The 16139-nt window shown below is 39.4% G+C and carries 12 protein-coding genes; 6 read left to right on the top strand and 6 right to left on the bottom strand.

Annotated elements, in window-relative coordinates; all coding sequences use genetic code 11:
- The first annotated feature begins 205 nt into the window (after positions 1 to 205).
- Entirely contained in the window at positions 206 to 802 is a 597-nt protein-coding gene (locus KTI78_RS09495; RefSeq protein ID WP_262445911.1) for a glutathione S-transferase family protein, read from the top strand.
- A gap of 48 nt (positions 803 to 850) precedes the next feature.
- On the opposite strand, the gene KTI78_RS09490 is transcribed toward KTI78_RS09495, so the two are convergent.
- Positions 851 to 1543, bottom strand: a complete 693-nt coding sequence (locus tag KTI78_RS09490) for a TIGR04219 family outer membrane beta-barrel protein (protein ID WP_262445909.1) — start codon at positions 1541 to 1543, stop codon at positions 851 to 853.
- Between the two features lie 654 nt (positions 1544 to 2197).
- On the opposite strand from KTI78_RS09490, the gene KTI78_RS09485 reads away from it, so the two are divergent.
- Complete coding sequence (locus KTI78_RS09485) at positions 2198 to 3676, top strand: sodium-dependent transporter (RefSeq protein WP_016142647.1); 1479 nt, start codon at positions 2198 to 2200, stop codon at positions 3674 to 3676.
- 12 nt (positions 3677 to 3688) lie between these two features.
- Complete coding sequence (locus tag KTI78_RS09480) at positions 3689 to 3832, top strand: methionine/alanine import family NSS transporter small subunit (protein WP_016142648.1); 144 nt, start codon at positions 3689 to 3691, stop codon at positions 3830 to 3832.
- 40 nt (positions 3833 to 3872) lie between these two features.
- Here KTI78_RS09480 and rsmB read toward each other — a convergent pair whose 3' ends face one another.
- Positions 3873 to 5177, bottom strand: a complete 1305-nt coding sequence (gene rsmB, locus KTI78_RS09475; RefSeq protein WP_262445907.1) for a 16S rRNA (cytosine(967)-C(5))-methyltransferase RsmB — start codon at positions 5175 to 5177, stop codon at positions 3873 to 3875.
- Positions 5174 to 6136, bottom strand: a complete 963-nt coding sequence (gene fmt / locus KTI78_RS09470) for a methionyl-tRNA formyltransferase (protein ID WP_262445905.1) — start codon at positions 6134 to 6136, stop codon at positions 5174 to 5176. Before fmt ends, rsmB begins: the two co-directional genes overlap by 4 nt.
- A 347-nt stretch (positions 6137 to 6483) precedes the next feature.
- On the opposite strand from fmt, the gene ilvD reads away from it, so the two are divergent.
- The 3 genes from ilvD to KTI78_RS09455 all read left to right on the top strand — a co-directional run bounded on the left by ilvD (position 6484) and on the right by KTI78_RS09455 (position 10724).
- Entirely contained in the window at positions 6484 to 8313 is a 1830-nt protein-coding gene (ilvD, locus tag KTI78_RS09465; RefSeq protein WP_262445903.1) for a dihydroxy-acid dehydratase, read from the top strand.
- Positions 8314 to 8625: 312 nt separating this feature from the next.
- Entirely contained in the window at positions 8626 to 9915 is a 1290-nt protein-coding gene (locus KTI78_RS09460) for a hypothetical protein (protein ID WP_262445902.1), read from the top strand.
- Positions 9916 to 9992: 77 nt separating this feature from the next.
- On the top strand, positions 9993 to 10724 hold the full coding sequence (locus KTI78_RS09455) for a sulfite exporter TauE/SafE family protein (RefSeq protein WP_262445901.1): 732 nt from the start codon (positions 9993 to 9995) through the stop codon (positions 10722 to 10724).
- Here the strand turns inward: KTI78_RS09455 and KTI78_RS09450 are convergent.
- From KTI78_RS09450 to ppc, 3 genes are all read right to left on the bottom strand, one after another.
- Positions 10721 to 11623 carry a LysR family transcriptional regulator gene (locus tag KTI78_RS09450; RefSeq protein ID WP_239968730.1) on the bottom strand — a complete coding sequence of 301 codons (903 nt, stop codon included), beginning with the start codon at positions 11621 to 11623 and terminating at the stop codon, positions 10721 to 10723. The genes KTI78_RS09455 and KTI78_RS09450 overlap by 4 nt on opposite strands.
- 80 nt (positions 11624 to 11703) lie before the next feature.
- A complete protein-coding gene (locus tag KTI78_RS09445) occupies positions 11704 to 12999 on the bottom strand; it encodes a solute carrier family 23 protein (RefSeq protein WP_032054592.1) in 1296 nt (431 codons plus the stop codon).
- Positions 13000 to 13297: 298 nt separating this feature from the next.
- A complete protein-coding gene (gene ppc / locus KTI78_RS09440; RefSeq protein ID WP_239968728.1) occupies positions 13298 to 15982 on the bottom strand; it encodes a phosphoenolpyruvate carboxylase in 2685 nt (894 codons plus the stop codon).
- Between the last annotated feature and the right edge of the window lie 157 nt (positions 15983 to 16139).

The following is a 16139-nucleotide window of genomic DNA, read 5'->3' as shown; positions in this document are numbered from 1 at the left end:
CAGAAGTGAAACCTCTTAGCGCTGATGGTAGTGTGGGGTTACCCATGTGAGAGTAAGTCATCGCCAGCTCATTATTCTAAACACCCCCACAATTAGTGGGGGTGTTTTTTTATGCCTAGAAGATTTTAAAAATACTAAGGACGAGCTGTGTTATAAATATTAAGAAATTTAATCCTTTGAATATAAATAATAAGGAAAAGCACCTATGGTAGTTTATGGTGATTTGGGTTCGGGTAACTGTTATAAGGTTAAATTATTACTTTCCTTATTAAATATTAATCATAGGTGGATTCACGTTGATATTTTAAAAAAGGACACTCAAACAGCAGATTTTTTATCCTTAAATCCTAATGGGAAAATACCTGTATTAGTGCTGGATGATGGTCGTGTTCTGAGTGAATCAAATGCTATTTTAGGTTATGTCGCTGAAGGAACAAAATTTATTCCTACAGATCCTTTTATTAAAGCAAAAATGTATCAGTGGATGTTCTTTGAGCAGTATAGCCATGAACCATTTATTGCAGTTGCTCGTTTTATTAATAAATATTTAGGCTTACCAGCAGAAAGAATAGAGGAATATTATAATTTACAGCCCAAAGGCCATAAAGCATTATCAATTATGGATAAAGCTTTAGTAGAGCATGACTATCTTGTTGGAAATGAATTAACTATTGCTGATATTGCCTTATATGCGTATACGCATGTCGCTGAAGAAGGTGGCTTTGATTTAACGTTATATCCAAATATTCAAGCATGGTGTCAAAGGATTCGAGAATATTCAGGTTATTTAGATATGATTTAAATAAAAAAGAACTCATATAGAGTTCTTTTTTATATCTGAATATCTGATTTAGAAGTGTGCTTCCAAGCCTATATAGGGACCTTTGAACTCAAATTTAAGATCATTATTATCATAGTCATCTAAATCGATATTAAGTACGCGATAACCTGCTGTTAAACCAAGATCAATGAGAAGGTTATCTGCAAATTTATACTTCACTTCTGCTAATGCGTCAGTAATTCGTGCTTCATCAAAGTTTGTATAGGTTGCTTCACCTTTAGCACTTAAGCCTGTAAATGGAAGTTTTACTTCTCCCGACAAATAAGCGATAGGATAAGTTTTATCAATATCCACGCGCTTACCTGTATAAGCAGTAATATCACCATTTAATACTGTTGCACCAAGACCAGCATCCACACTGACGATATTATCTAGTAATTCATAGTAAAGGATAAAATCGCTATGATCTAAATCAACTTTATAGTTGGCTCGACCTAAAGTTTCCGATTTAGTTTCCGTATCTAAATTTACGTAGCGAATTTTTGCATTTGGGATAAATGGAATTGGGTGTTCTACTGCTAATGAGATTTGAGCACTGCCTTTTTGATCTAAATCTTGATCTTCAGCTGATTGAGAAGACATATTCGCTTTACCGTCATAAAACCAGTAACCTACGTCTCCTTTTACTCCTACAAAGTCTGCTTGAGCAAAGCCACTTAAGCCCATCCCGAGCGTTAATAAAGATATTTTTAATATTTTCATTTTTACATCCGCATAAAAGAAATCTTTGTGCGCATGATATAGACATCTTGCTACAGATGCATTGATAAAAAATAAAGATCTGGTACATATAATAGGAATAAATTTTTATACATAGAAAAAGTTTATTTATTTCAAATAATTATTATTAGATGCTTAATTTAGAAGATTCTGATTAGCTAAAAATTTTAGTATAAATTTTGTCATTTAGTTATATGAGGGTATTAAGTCTAATTTGAAAATCAGAGAATTATGAATAAATTAGTGGATAAGTAGAGTAATTAAGGAAGCGTTTTTAAGGGTTGGAAGAAAATGTCATTGAACAATAAAGTTGAGCTACAAGTAGTAGAACGTAAATATAAGCTGAAAAATAACCAATTGTGAAAAAAACTAATAAAATTCGTAAAATTTCTGACGGAAATTACAGTAAAAAGAAATAAAAACAGGTATTGTTCAGCTATATAGGGGCAAAAAATGGACAAAAATCTTTAAGGAAGAATTTTCTATTTTTGCTTGTTTGTTAAGGGAATAAAAATACTCAAAAGGTTCGTTTTATTTTCTACAAACACAAAAGTATTTTTTGGTTCTTTTTTTGCATGCGGAATAACAATCAACAATAGCAGTAAAAATAAGTAATCTTTTAACATTAGGTGTTCTATGACAGATTCTCGTGAAAACTGGACGTCACGATCTGGTTTTATTATTGCAGCCGTTGGTTCGGCTGTAGGCTTAGGTAATATCTGGCGCTTTCCATACGTTGCTTATGAAAATGGTGGAGGAGCGTTTCTTATTCCCTATCTATTGGCACTCATTACTGCTGGTTTACCGTTACTATTTTTAGATTATGCGGTAGGTCATCGTAGTACTAATTCCCCTCCTAAAGCTTATCGCGCCCTATTTAAAGGCGGAGAAACATTAGGTTGGTGGCAGGTTTGTGTCTGTATCATCATTGGTTTGTATTATGCAAGTGTACTCACCTGGGCTGGTAGTTATGTTTACTTCTCTATTGGTCAAATGTGGGGAAGCGATCCGGAAGGTTTCTTCTTTAATACCTATTTGCAAACCACAAAAGCAACCGGTTTTGATTTACAGTTTGTAGGTCATTTATTCTGGCCGATTGTTGGGATTTGGGCACTTACTCTAATCATTCTTTATGGTGGCGTGAAAAAAGGTGTGGAATTATCAAATAAGATTTTCATGCCATTATTATTCATTCTCTTCACTATTTTAGTGATTCAATCATTACGTTTACCAGGCGCAGTTCAAGGCTTAAACGCTTTCTTTACGCCGAACTGGTCAGCAATGATGGATTATAAAGTTTGGTTAGCAGCTTATGGCCATACTTTCTTCTCACTATCTGTTGGTTTCGGGATCATGGTGACTTATGCATCTTATTTGAAACCAAAAACGAATTTAACAGGTTCTGGTTTAATCGTTGGTTTTGCAAATGCATCAACAGAAATTTTAGCTGGTATTGGTATTTTTGCTGCGCTTGGCTTTATGGCACATGCGGCAGGTACAGAAGTTAAAGATGTGGTGAGTGGCGGGATTGGATTAGCATTTATTGCCTTCCCTAAAATTATTTCAAGTTTAGGTACAGGTGCTGATTTATTTGGTTTCTTATTCTTCTCTTCGCTTTTCGTCGCAGGTATTTCTTCGATGGTAAGTATTTTGGAAGTACCTATTGCAGCAATGCAGGATAAATTGAAATGGGGTCGTAAAAAAGCTGTAACCATTATTGGTGGTGGTAGTGCGCTTGTATCAATTATTTTATTCTCAAGTGTAAACGCAATTAAGTTAGTTGATATCGTTGACCACTTTATCAATAACATCGGTATTATTGGTGGTGCTTTACTTTCTATTATTACCGTGGCTTGGTTTAAGCGTTCTGCATTGAAGGAACTTCGTGATCACGTGAATCGCATCTCAACTATTCAATTAGGTAAGGGATGGGATTTCACTTTAACAGTCATTACATCATTAATCTTGTTAACTACACTCAGTATGACTGTATTTAATTTGATCAAAAATGGCTATGATACTTATAGTATGAGCTTACAAGGTGTATTCGGCTGGGGTAGTGTGATTTTCTGTGCAGTCGTTGCAATCGTTTTAAGCAAAATGAAAGATCGCTAGGAGGATAGAATAATGAATACTTCAGCAATCGTGATGATGGTAATTTCGATGGTGTTTTTATGGGGTGGTTTGGTTTTATCCATTATCCATTTATCGAAGCATCCTGAAGAGTTAGATGACGTTTTAGAAGAAGTAAAAGATCAGCACACACTTTGATACTGATCGAGTAAAAAAGCAGGCTTTAAGCCTGCTTTTTTTATGCAATTTTCTGAATTTTACAATAATAAAATCCATCACCAGACTGCGCTTGTGGCAATAATTGTCTGCCATGGGTTTGTTCAATTCCCCAAGCTGCTTCGATTTTCACTTCTTTTGCATCAGTATGCTCTGTAAAGAAGTCGATCATCTGTTGTTCATTTTCAGCTTTTAAAATTGAACAGGTGATATAGAGCAATGTGCCGCCAACTTTGAGCTGTTGCCACATATGGTCCAAAATTTGCTTTTGTAGTTCAATGGTTTGCGCTATATCGCTAGATTGGCGCAATAGGCGTATGTCAGGATGACGACGAATTACACCTGTTGCAGAACAAGGCGCGTCAAGCACAATACAATCTACTGGCTGTGCAGGCATCCATTGGGTTGCATCGGCTGCCAAGATTTCTGTATGGCTTTGGTCTAGCTGTAGTCGGTTTAAGTTCTCAGTCACACGGACTAAACGACTCGGGTCCTGATCAATGGCAATAAGCTGAGCAGGTTTAAACTTTTCGAGTAAATGAGCTGTTTTACCCCCGGGGGCAGCACATGCATCAATAACTGTTTTATTGTTTAAATCAGGCAATAAGTTTGCACATAGTTGCGCATGTTCATCCTGTACCGAGAACCAGCCCTGTTCAAAACCAGGTAACTGAGTGATTTGTACAGATTGCTCAAGAACAATACCTGCTTCAGACAAAGTACATGCACGTGCCTGAATTTCTAAACTCTGTAATTTTGCTAAATAAGCATCACGGCCAATATGTCGTTGGTTCACTCGTAAGGTTAAAGGCGCAACTTGTTTTAATGATTGGCAGAGAGCTTCAGTTTGTTCACCCCAATCCTTTTTTAATCGTTTGAAAAGCCAACTTGGTAAGCCATGTGCTTGTTGTAAACCTTGCTCGAACTCATCAGTTTCACGAGTAGCTCGGCGCAAAATAGCATTTACAATACCACTGAGTGCAGGGAACCCAAGTTGTTTAGTCGCATCTACTGTTTCCGAGATGGCAGCGTGCGCTGCAATACGCGTGCATAAAACTTGATAAAGACCAACGTATAGGCAGGTTTCTACTGTCTCATTGTTTAAAGGTTTGCTCAGCAAAGGTAAGCTAATTGATTTAAGTGCAAACCATTGGCGCAATGTACCTAAAACGAGCTCATGAAATAAAGCACGATCGCGCTCTGCAACTTGATTGAGCTGTGTATTTAAAATACTCGCGAGCGATTGACCTTGCTGGACTTTTAATAATGTCTGGACGACTTGAGCACGCAGGTTAAAACGTGAGGAGTTTGAGGTAACCTGACTCATGGCAAAATTTGTCCTACGTGAAGTTTTTGAGTTTGTGCAATTTGTTGAGCGTTTAATGCTTTGCCACCCGGCCATTGCACGCTAGTCAAACAAATAAATGAATCTTGACCACAAGCAACGTGTACGCCTTGTTTATCGATTGCAATAATTTCACCAGCTTGAGCATTTGCTTTGCTTTGACTAGAAATTGTTGAGTTCCAGACACGCAGAGCATTATTTTCATCAAGTTGAACAAACGCGACGGGCCAAGGATTAAATGCACGGATATTTCGGTCAATTTGCACAGCTTCAGTTGACCAGTCAATACGAGCTTCTGATTTCACTAATTTATGTGCATAGACCGTTAAGCTTTCGTCTTGAACTTCGCGTTCTGCTAAATATTTTTGTAGTGTTTCTTCCGACTCGAGTACCGCACAAATTGCCGTTGCACCTTGAGCGGCTAGTTTGTCGTGTAAAGTCGCTGATGTATCTTCGTTAGTGATTGGGCAATAAGTTTTATACATCATATCGCCTGTATCTAAACCAGCTGCCATTTGCATGATAGTGATTCCGGTTTCCTCATCACCCGTTGCAATTGCACGCTGAATTGGTGCTGCACCGCGCCAGCGTGGTAATAGTGAGCCGTGAATATTTAAACAGCCATATTTCGGTGTATCGAGCACAGTTTGTGGAAGGATTAAACCATAGGCAGCAACTACCATGACATCAGCGCCTAAAGCGGCCAGTTCTTGTTGAGCTGCTAAACCTTCTTCAGTTGAAGCTTTGAAATGAAGCGGTTGATAGACAGGAATATTATGTTCAAGTGCAAGCTGTTTTACAGGAGAAGGCGTTAGTTTTTGTCCACGACCCGATTTACGATCTGGCTGAGTATAAACCGCGATAATTTCATGGGAAGTTTTTAATAAAGCCGCCAATGCTGTTGCAGCAAATTCGGGGGTGCCAGCAAAAATAATTTTCACAAATGCAATCCAAAAAGAGTTTACGCGTAGTATACGTGAAAAACGATTGAAGCCCTAAACTCATGGAGATTGAGCGTTTTAGTTTTTAAATAGTGAACAAAAAATTATTGAAAAACTTTTATTAATAAAAAAAGGTTATGAAAAAATAAAAAATTATTCATGTAAGTTTTGCTAAATATTGACTGACTATTACGGTTCTTGGCTTTCCGAATATTATTTGCTTCTATAGAATGGAGAATGATCAAATTATGATGATGAGTCAATATTCCGACTGATCTAACGCTATCTCAGTATCATTCGCCAGAGCGGGAAAAATTCTGCTCAAGCACAACTTGTTGGAAACACTAATGCCTGACTATCGTTCAAAAACATCGACACACGGAAGAAATATGGCTGGCGCACGTGGCTTATGGCGTGCAACAGGAATGAAAGATGAGGATTTCGGCAAACCGATTATTGCGGTGGTCAACTCATTTACTCAATTTGTGCCGGGCCATGTACATCTTAAAGATCTAGGGCAGCTTGTCGCGGCAGAAATTCATGCAGCAGGTGGTGTTGCTAAAGAGTTCAATACGATTGCAGTTGATGATGGGATCGCAATGGGGCATGACGGCATGCTTTATTCACTTCCATCACGTGATTTGATTGCTGATTCAGTTGAATATATGGTGAATGCACACTGTGCAGATGCCATGGTTTGTATTTCAAACTGTGACAAGATTACTCCGGGAATGCTCATGGCTGCGATGCGTCTGAATATTCCTGTTGTTTTTGTGTCTGGCGGACCAATGGAAGCGGGTAAGGTCAAGTTCCGTGGTAATGAAAAAGCGATTGACCTTGTAGATGCAATGGTTGTTGCAGCTGATGAAAGTTATACAGACGAAGAAGTTGAAGAGTTTGAACGTTCGGCATGTCCAACCTGTGGTTCATGTTCAGGTATGTTCACTGCAAACTCAATGAACTGTTTAACAGAAGCTTTAGGTTTATCTTTACCGGGTAATGGTTCGATTGTTGCCACGCATGCAAACCGTAAAAAATTATTCTTAAAAGCAGGTCAGCTTATTGTTGAATTAGCTAAGCGCTATTACGAACAAAACGACGCAAGTATTTTACCTCGTTCGATTGCAACAAAGGCTGCATTTAAAAATGCGATGACCCTTGATATTGCAATGGGTGGTTCAACCAATACTGTTCTACATTTATTGGCTGCGGCAAGTGAAGCAGAAGTTGATTTTACAATGGACGATATTGACGAGTTATCACGTCGAGTTCCTGTATTGTCGAAAGTAGCGCCTGCAAAACAAGACGTTCATATGGAAGATGTACACCGTGCCGGCGGTATTATGGCCATCTTGGGTGAGCTTGACCGCGCGAAGTTGCTTGATGTATCGGTGCCGACTGTACATGAGAAAACTTTAAAAGATGCATTAGATAAGTGGGACATTATTCGTACTGAAGATGCAGACGTTTACGAATTCTATCGTTCATCTCCGGGTGGTGTTCCAACTCAAGTTGCGTTCTCTCAAAATCGTTACTATTCAACGTTAGATGGTGATCGTGAAAAAGGTGTGATCCGTAATGCAGAACATGCTTTCTCTAAAGATGGCGGTTTAGCAGTTCTATACGGCAACATTGCGCTTGATGGTTGTATCGTGAAAACTGCGGGTGTTGATGAATCGATCTTGAAATTTACGGGTAAAGCGCGTGTATTCGAGAGCCAAGATGCAGCTGTAGATGCAATTTTAGGTCATGACATTAAAGCTGGCGATGTGGTTGTGATTCGTTACGAAGGCCCACGTGGTGGTCCGGGTATGCAAGAAATGCTTTACCCAACTAGCTATCTTAAATCGAAAGGTTTAGGTAAAGACTGTGCATTAGTAACGGATGGTCGTTTCTCTGGTGGTTCATCAGGTCTTTCGATTGGTCACGTTTCACCAGAAGCGGCTGAAGGCGGTGCAATTGGTTTGGTTGAAGATGGTGATACTATTGAAATCGATATTCCAAACCGTACCATTCACTTGAATATTGACGATGCGACTTTAGCGCATCGCCGTACAGTTCAAGAAGCGAAAGGCTGGCATCCGAAAGAAGAACGTAAACGTAAAGTATCAAAAGCGTTAAAAGTTTATGCAATGCATACAACAAGTGCAGCGAAAGGAGCTGTACGCGTTCTATAAAATATTCAATTTTAATAATTGAGTAGGAATCATGCACCCTTTAACACGATGAATTGCTATCATGTTAAGGGTGCATTTTTCATGTCTGGTAAAAAAAATCAGCTTGTAGAAAAAGGTGTTTTTAGATCATTCTATGGGTTTGCCATAAAATGGTGATAAAATCTTCACCTACGTAGAAACTTGCTAAAAACATGACTTATTTTCTGCGTAAACTACGGTAGTTATATTTCATCTCGACTACTGTTTTACCTTGCACTATGATCAAAATAATCTTTGATCACGCTTAGGATTTAATTTTTAGAGGCACAACTCATGTCACTGCTACGCCGTTGGTTTGACCCTATTCGATCGAGCTGGTTTTACCAAAAGCCTTCTCGTCAAGCGGTGTTACCCACGGAAAATGGTTTAAGTATTTATTTACGACTTGATGATGTGTATAGCTATTTGGCTGTTCAGCAATTGTCTCAGCTAGATGAAATTTTAAGTGATGAACTTAAGCCTTTAAAAATTATTATTTCGCATACGGCTTCTGAACCTCCAAACAGCATGTCGCATGAAGAGTGGCAAAATTATTGTTTAAATGATGCCAAGATATTAGCCAAACAACATCGTTTCGGTTTCGATGAATTTCCAGAAATCCCAAGCTCAGAATCTTTAAAACAAGCGGCAGTCATATTAAAAAGAACCCCATTACAAGGTCAGAATTTCTTCCATTTACTAGAAGATATTTTCCACATGCTTTGGCAACAACAATATGGAAAGTTACGTACTTTACATGCCATGGCAGTTAAACATCAGCTTCCTCAACATTTCTCAGAACGTATTTTTACGGATGAGCCTGTACCTGCGGCATACTTTGAATTTGGTGGACGTAAATATCACGCAGTAGATGATTTATTACGTTTGACTCGTCGTTTGAAGCAGCAAAAGCTACTGACTGGTAATCCGATTTTTTTAATTAATCATATCGAATGGCGTGAACATTTGATTAACGATGCTGAGGCGCTTACCGAGATTCAGACGCTTCATCCTGAGCTTGATGTCTATATTGCTTTAGAAGACCCAATGAGTTGGTTGTTACTTGCTTATATCAAGGAAGAACTGGCCGATTATTATGATATTCAACTAAAAGTTTACCCTTTAAGTTATCAAGGTCGAGATTGGTTTGACTGGAGTTTGGCGACACGTGTTTCTAAAAGAACAGGTGTAGCCTTTACACCATTTTGTCGTCCTACCGAGGAAAGTACACTGGAAATGGCAAAGCTTTTCTATAGTGTGCAAGAAAATCAGCAAATCGATACGATTTTTACGATCCTTCAAGCGGTTTGGACAAAAGGAAAAGATTTATCTTTCTTAAAGCATTTTCAACAGTTACAGCAACAGTTGGGAATTGAGCAGCTAACCGACCAAGATGTGCAATCTGTTTTGGCGCAAAATGATGCCTTGTGTAAAGATAAACATCAGCCTGATTTACCGGTTTTAGAATTGCGTATTGATGGCCAGACTTATGTATTTAATAGCTTGTATCGTGTGTGGATGATTGAAAGTATTTTTAGCAATGTATTAGAAGAGAAATATAAAACAGCCTCAACTTTTAATTGAGGCCCACTTCTAAAAACAAGAATAGGGCAGAACCTGTTTTTTCCGTAGCATAACCCTGTAGGAAACGGAGATAAACAGTGACATTTCTAGCAATTATTATGGTGGTGTTTGCCTTTGCGGGCATGATTAAAGGCATGATCGGTTTAGGATTACCCGCAGTATCGATGGGTTTACTCACCATCGCAATGAGCCCTTTTCAGGCAGCATCTCTGCTTATTGTTCCCTCAATGGTCACCAATGTCTGGCAACTTTTTGCTGAAGGACATGTCTGGGCGTTTATTCGCCGTTTCTGGACGTTACTTGTCGGCATTATAGTAGGTTCAATATGGAGCTTTTTACCTACTTTAAGTCAAAGTCATGGGCATAGTAGTGAAATCTTATTAGGCTGTATGTTGGCCTTATATGGTCTCTATGGACTGTGCGTAAAGAAACTTCCACACTTAGGAAAGCATGAACGTTGGCTATCACCAATTATTGGATATATCGGTGGAGCAGTAACTGTAGCAACAGGTGTCATTATTATTCCAATCGTTCCTTATTTGCAGTCTTTACATTTAAAACGTGACGAGCTGGTTCAGGCTTTGGGATTAACCTTTACGGTGTCTACCATTTGTCTTGCAGTGTTTTTACACCATAACCCTATGTCGGGAATAACACTGGACTATCGTTTATCGTTTGCTGCATTGTTGGCAGCGCTCGTTGGAATGTGGGTGGGTAAAAAAATTCGTTACCGCTTAAATGAGCAAAAATTCCGTCGTATATTTTTTATAGGCTTGATGTCATTAGGTCTTTATATGATTTTGCATTAAGCCAATTTTTCAGGACGATGCTGCAATAAAAAATCTGCAAACTGTTGGTAACTGCTAGGCAGCTGGTTGAAATTTTGGGTCGCCAAAAGCAGTTTACGATTTGCCCAAGCACCTTGCAGTTGAATGGAATGAAAATCATAGTTTGATTGCAAACGCTGTGCAGCACGAGCTGGCATAATCGCAATTCCAACGCCTTTGGCAACGACCTCAGCAATCGCCCCAAAGTTAGGTAAGCGCAAACGGTACTGTATGTTAAAGCCTAATAACTTAGCTTGAGTTTCAATGGACTGTTGCAAAGAGTGATGGGACTTAAGACCAATAAAACCATAGCTTAAAGCCTCTACCAAGTTCAGCTCTTGATATTGAGCTAACTCATGCGTAGCAGGACAAATCAGAACTAACGGATCACTCGCAAATTCTTTCGTTTGCAAATGTCTGGTATCAAAAAAACTGGAGACCAAGCCAAGGCTCGCAATTCCTTGCGTGAGTGCATCTACAATTTCCGAGCTTTCTGCCTCATGTAAATCAATATTCATTTCAGGATGAAGCACTAAATATTGAGGTAATAACGGAGGCAAATATTCGCTTTGTGCAGAAGAGTTACACCAAAGCGTTAATGACTCTGATGTAGGTGGCCTAAAGCGCTGCATTTCTTGTTCGAGTTGATCTTTTTGTGCTAAAAGCTGACGAGCATGTTCTACAAACGCGTGTCCTGCTGTGGTGAGTTCTACGCCAGTAGTTTGGCGAAGAAATAAGGGCGTTTCAAAATATTGTTCGAGTTTTTTAATACGTTCGCTGGCGGCTTGAAGTGAAATTGCAGAGCGGTCTGCACCTTTGGTTAGACTACCTGTAGAGACAATATGAAGAACCAGCTGTAAATCAAAAAAATCAAAACGCATGACAGGAAACGTATTGAAGAGTAAAAAGTCATCATACTAAATCGTAATGAAAAAAGGCAGCTTGCGCTGCCTTTTTGAATTTAAGTTTTATCTTTTAAACTAAACAGCCAATTTAAAATAATGGCTGCAAAAGTTGCAGTACCAATACCACCTAAATTGAAATTACCGAACAATAATTCAAAGTTACCAGCACCTAAAATAATCGTTACAGAGGCAACAATTAGATTTTTATTGTTAGAAAAATCAACTTTGTTTTCGATCCAGATTTTGGCCCCAGCAATGGTAATCAAACCAAACACAACAATAGATGCGCCTGTTAAGACAGCACTTGGAATGGTACTAATTACCGCGCCAAATTTTGGAGATAAACCTAAGAAAATTGCGAAGATACCTGCAATTACAAAAACAATGGTTGAGTACACACGAGTGACTGCCATCACCCCAATGTTTTCGCCATAAGTAGTCATGCCCGGAGCACCGACACTACCGGATAGCGTTGTTGCTAAACCATCTGCGACAAATGCTTTGCCTAATTGTGGAGTCAGATTTTCACCAGTCATTGCGCCAACAGCTTTGATGTGCCCTAGGTTTTCTGCTACTAAAATAAGCGCAACTGGCGCAATAATTAGCATAGCCTTGGTGTCAAAAGTAGGATGTGAAAAGCTTGGAATCCCAAACCATGCGGCTTGTGAGATCTGGCTAAAATCGATTGGTTTACCTAAACCTAGCCCATTGGTGGTGATGGCATAAATGACATAAGCCAAAATCAAACCAACCAATAGAAGTAGACGCTGCAATAAGCCACGCGTAAAGACTGCAATACTGCCCATACAAAGTACGGTAATTAAAGCCATCCACATTTCAAATGGTTGGCCTGCAACGCCTTTAATGGTAACAGGTGCAAGGTTGAGACCAATAATCATCACAATGGCGCCAGTCACTACAGGCGGCATGAGTTTTTCAATCCAGCGCGTACCCGTAAGCATCACAATAAAACCGATGATGGCATAAAAAACACCACATGCTACGATTCCACCTAAAGCTATCGATAGATTTGGATTGGCGCCCGAACCTGTAATATGCCCAGTTGCAGCTGCAACCACACCAATAAAGGCAAAACTTGATCCTAAATAACTCGGAACACGACCACCTGTAATTAAAAAGAACAGGATGGTACAGATTCCAGACATTAAAATAGCAAGGTTAGGATTAAACCCCATGAGTAATGGCGCTAATACAGTTGCTCCAAACATGGCAAATGCATGTTGAATACCTAAAATAGCACTTTGAACGGGTGGGAGATATTCATTGGTAGAGACCGGCCGATGGTCAACGTCACCTTGGTAAGGCTGCCATTTGGGAAACCAGTTGGACATAAAATAAGCTCATTATTTTTTAATTGGTGCAATGATACTCTTTCTTGAGAATGCATTTAATCTCTAGAGAGAAGTATGTATGTGAAAAGCAATTATTTTTTAACGATCGGTATAATTTTATGTTTTCTAAATATAAGGAATTAGTTATTTTTTTATCATAAAAATTAATTTTTTGATTTTAAAAAAAATATTATAAAAAATAGAAAATCGAGGAAAATTTAAGAAAAATAGAGAACTTTGCAAGTAAAAAGCAGCACATCATGATGCACTGCTTTATAAAACAATCGGTAAAATTAGTTTAGCCTGTATTACGTAAACCAGCCGCGATACCTGCAATACTCACCATAAGTGCATGGTCAACAGGGGTATTCTCTGCCTGACGTTCAGCGAGATAATCACGACGTCGCTTCATGAGTTCAGCTTGTAAAAGATGCAAAGGCAATAAGTATGGTTTACGAACCTGCATAGACTGATCGAGAACTTCATTATTGCTAAGAAGCTTTGATTCATCTTTTAATGCAAGCAAGGTTTCCACAGCATCTTTTAGACGTTGGCGTAATTGGTTGCCAAGAACTTTCAAATCTTCATCTTCAGTCAGATGAGACTCGTAATAGAGTGCAATGTTGGCATCGGCTTTAGACAATACCATTTCCAGCATATCAATGAGTGTTTGGAAATAAGGCCATTGCTGGAGCATTTCATCAAGTGTCGCTTTTTGTTGATCGGCAATCACTTCATTAATTGCTGCGCCAGTACCTAACCATGCAGGTAACATCAAACGGATTTGTGTCCAAGCAAATACCCATGGAATCGCACGTAAAGACTCGATGCCCCCACTTACTTTTCGTTTTGCAGGACGCGAGCCTAAAGGCAACATTTGTAATTCAAGTTCAGGTGTAACCGTACGTAAATACTTCACAAAATGTGGGTTTTCACGAACTGTTTGACGGTAAACCTTAACAGAATGATCAGTCATGCGGTTCATGAGTTCACGCCATTCGGTTTTAGGTTCCGGTGGCGGTAATAAGGTCGCTTCAAGTGTTGCTGCGGTATAGATCTCAAGGTTTTGCATAGCAATGCCTTCTAGACCAAATTTGAAGCGGATCATTTCCCCTTGCTCTGTGACACGGATTGCACCAGAAATTGAACCAGGAGGTTGTGAGAACAACGCCTGTTGGGTTGGAGCACCACCACGGCTAATTGAGCCACCACGGCCGTGGAACAGCGTTAACTGTACGCCGTGTGTTTGAGCAATTGCTGTTAGCTCTTCTTGAGCACGATATTGCGCCCAGTTGGCAGACATGAAACCCGCATCTTTTGCAGAGTCGGAGTAACCAATCATGACTTCGTGTTTACCCTGAATGTGCTGTTTGTACCAATGCATATTGAACAGCGTATTCATGGTCGTTGCAGCGCCATCTAAATCTTTTAAAGTTTCAAACAGAGGAACTACACGTAAAGGATGTTGAATGCCAGCTTCTTTCTGCAATAACAATACAGCCAAAACATCACTTGGATATTCAGCCATAGAAATAATATAAGCCCCTAAAGACTCAGGTGGTTGGTCTGCCAAAGTACGCATGGTTGCAAATACTTCTTGAACATCTGGATGACCAATCAAACTCCCTTCAGGTTCATTAATGTATTTCGGTAGAAGTGGGCGTTTGCTTTGTAATTCCTGAATAAGGAAGTTTTGGCGCGCTTGTTCGGTCCATGACTCAAAATTACCTAAACCTAAATATTCGGTAATTGCTGAAATCGCTTGACGATGACGACCTGATTCTTGGCGAATATCAAGTTTAAGTAGTTCAATACCAAAACAGTTCACACGGTAAATAAAGTCGAGGAGTTGCCCATTCGCAATTTCAGGCAGATTACTATCGATTAAAGAGCGATAGCACAACAATAGTGGCTGTAAAAGCTCATCTTTGCTTTTAATGACATTGCTGTCGTCTGCTTCTAAGCCTTGTAGGCGCTGAGCTAACCAGTGGCGGGTCGCTTTTAAACGTTCTCGTGTTGCACGTAAATACTCACGATAAGGTTCGGCATGGTGACTACCAATGGCCTGAATCATTTCTTCAGAACACGTCTGGATTGAAAGTTCCCAACGTAAGTTTTCGATATCTCTTAGGTAGAGGTCAGCAGCTTGCCAGCGTGATAACCAGAGCACTTCTTGGGTAATTTGATGTGTAACATTTGGATTACCATCACGGTCTCCACCCATCCAAGATGCAAAACGTACTGGTGCAATGTTCAGTGGTAAATTGAGTTGGCAATTTTCTTGAACCAACTCATTTAATTCGCGAATGAATTTAGGTACAGCATTCCAAAGTGTTTGCTCAATTGTGGCAAAACCCCATTTTGCTTCATCGACTGGAGTAGGGCGGTGCTGTCTGATTTCATCCGTTTGCCATGCCGAACTAATTTGTTGCTTTAAGTTCGCTAGTGCATTTTGACGTTCGCGTGGCGTGAGTTTTTGCTGATCAAGCTGCGATAGGCAAGCATTAATATCATCATATTTTTGGATCAGGGTACGACGGCTCACTTCTGTTGGATGCGCCGTAAGTACCAGTTCAATCTTAAGATCACAAATTTGCTGGAACAGTTTTTCTGTCGAAATACTTTTATCTTTAAATTTTTGAAATAAGTGAACAAGGGGGTTCGGAGAGTTTGCATCCGGATCAAATTCTGCCTGTCTGCGGCTACGCACCACATGATATTGCTCAGCAATATTGGCAAAATTTAGGAAATGAGAAAACGCGCGGGTAAGAGGAAGTAACTCTTCATCGGGCAGTTCTAAAAATAATTGTTCTAGTTGCTTTTCGGCTTCAGCTTGACCATCACGTGCACCTTTGGCAAGAGCACGGATTTGCTCGATCTGATTAAACAGTTCTTGTCCTGCATGTTGTTTTAGGGTTTCACCTAACAAGTTGCCAAGTAAGCGGACATCCTCACGCAGTGGCGCATCGATTTGCTGAACCATGCTATTTTTCTCCTGTTCTTATTCTTATCGAATATAGCGCGATTAGCGAACATTCCAAGCTTTGAGCGTAAGAAAATGTGAATTTTTGCTTAAAAAATAACATTTAATTCGCATGTTGAGGCTGAAAAGATGACATGCACTCAGCACAACTTTTGAC

It is taken from the genome of Acinetobacter sp. WU_MDCI_Abxe161 (assembly GCF_025514355.1).
GTDB lineage: Bacteria > Pseudomonadota > Gammaproteobacteria > Pseudomonadales > Moraxellaceae > Acinetobacter > Acinetobacter pittii_E.
The sequence above is the reverse complement of the archived record's forward strand: the minus strand, read 5'-3'. Positions and strand labels throughout refer to the sequence as shown.

What these genes read in the sequence shown, in the direction of transcription:
- KTI78_RS09495 (WP_262445911.1), top strand. Translation starts at nt 206, where the DNA reads ATGGTAGTTTATGGTGATTTGGGTTCGGGTAACTGTTATAAGGTTAAA.
- KTI78_RS09490 (WP_262445909.1), bottom strand. Translation starts at nt 1,543, where the DNA reads ATGAAAATATTAAAAATATCTTTATTAACGCTCGGGATGGGCTTAAGT.
- KTI78_RS09485 (WP_016142647.1), top strand. Translation starts at nt 2,198, where the DNA reads ATGACAGATTCTCGTGAAAACTGGACGTCACGATCTGGTTTTATTATT.
- KTI78_RS09480 (WP_016142648.1), top strand. Translation starts at nt 3,689, where the DNA reads ATGAATACTTCAGCAATCGTGATGATGGTAATTTCGATGGTGTTTTTA.
- rsmB (WP_262445907.1), bottom strand. Translation starts at nt 5,177, where the DNA reads ATGAGTCAGGTTACCTCAAACTCCTCACGTTTTAACCTGCGTGCTCAA.
- ilvD (WP_262445903.1), top strand. Translation starts at nt 6,484, where the DNA reads ATGCCTGACTATCGTTCAAAAACATCGACACACGGAAGAAATATGGCT.
- KTI78_RS09460 (WP_262445902.1), top strand. Translation starts at nt 8,626, where the DNA reads ATGTCACTGCTACGCCGTTGGTTTGACCCTATTCGATCGAGCTGGTTT.
- KTI78_RS09450 (WP_239968730.1), bottom strand. Translation starts at nt 11,623, where the DNA reads ATGCGTTTTGATTTTTTTGATTTACAGCTGGTTCTTCATATTGTCTCT.
- KTI78_RS09445 (WP_032054592.1), bottom strand. Translation starts at nt 12,999, where the DNA reads ATGTCCAACTGGTTTCCCAAATGGCAGCCTTACCAAGGTGACGTTGAC.
- ppc (WP_239968728.1), bottom strand. Translation starts at nt 15,982, where the DNA reads ATGGTTCAGCAAATCGATGCGCCACTGCGTGAGGATGTCCGCTTACTT.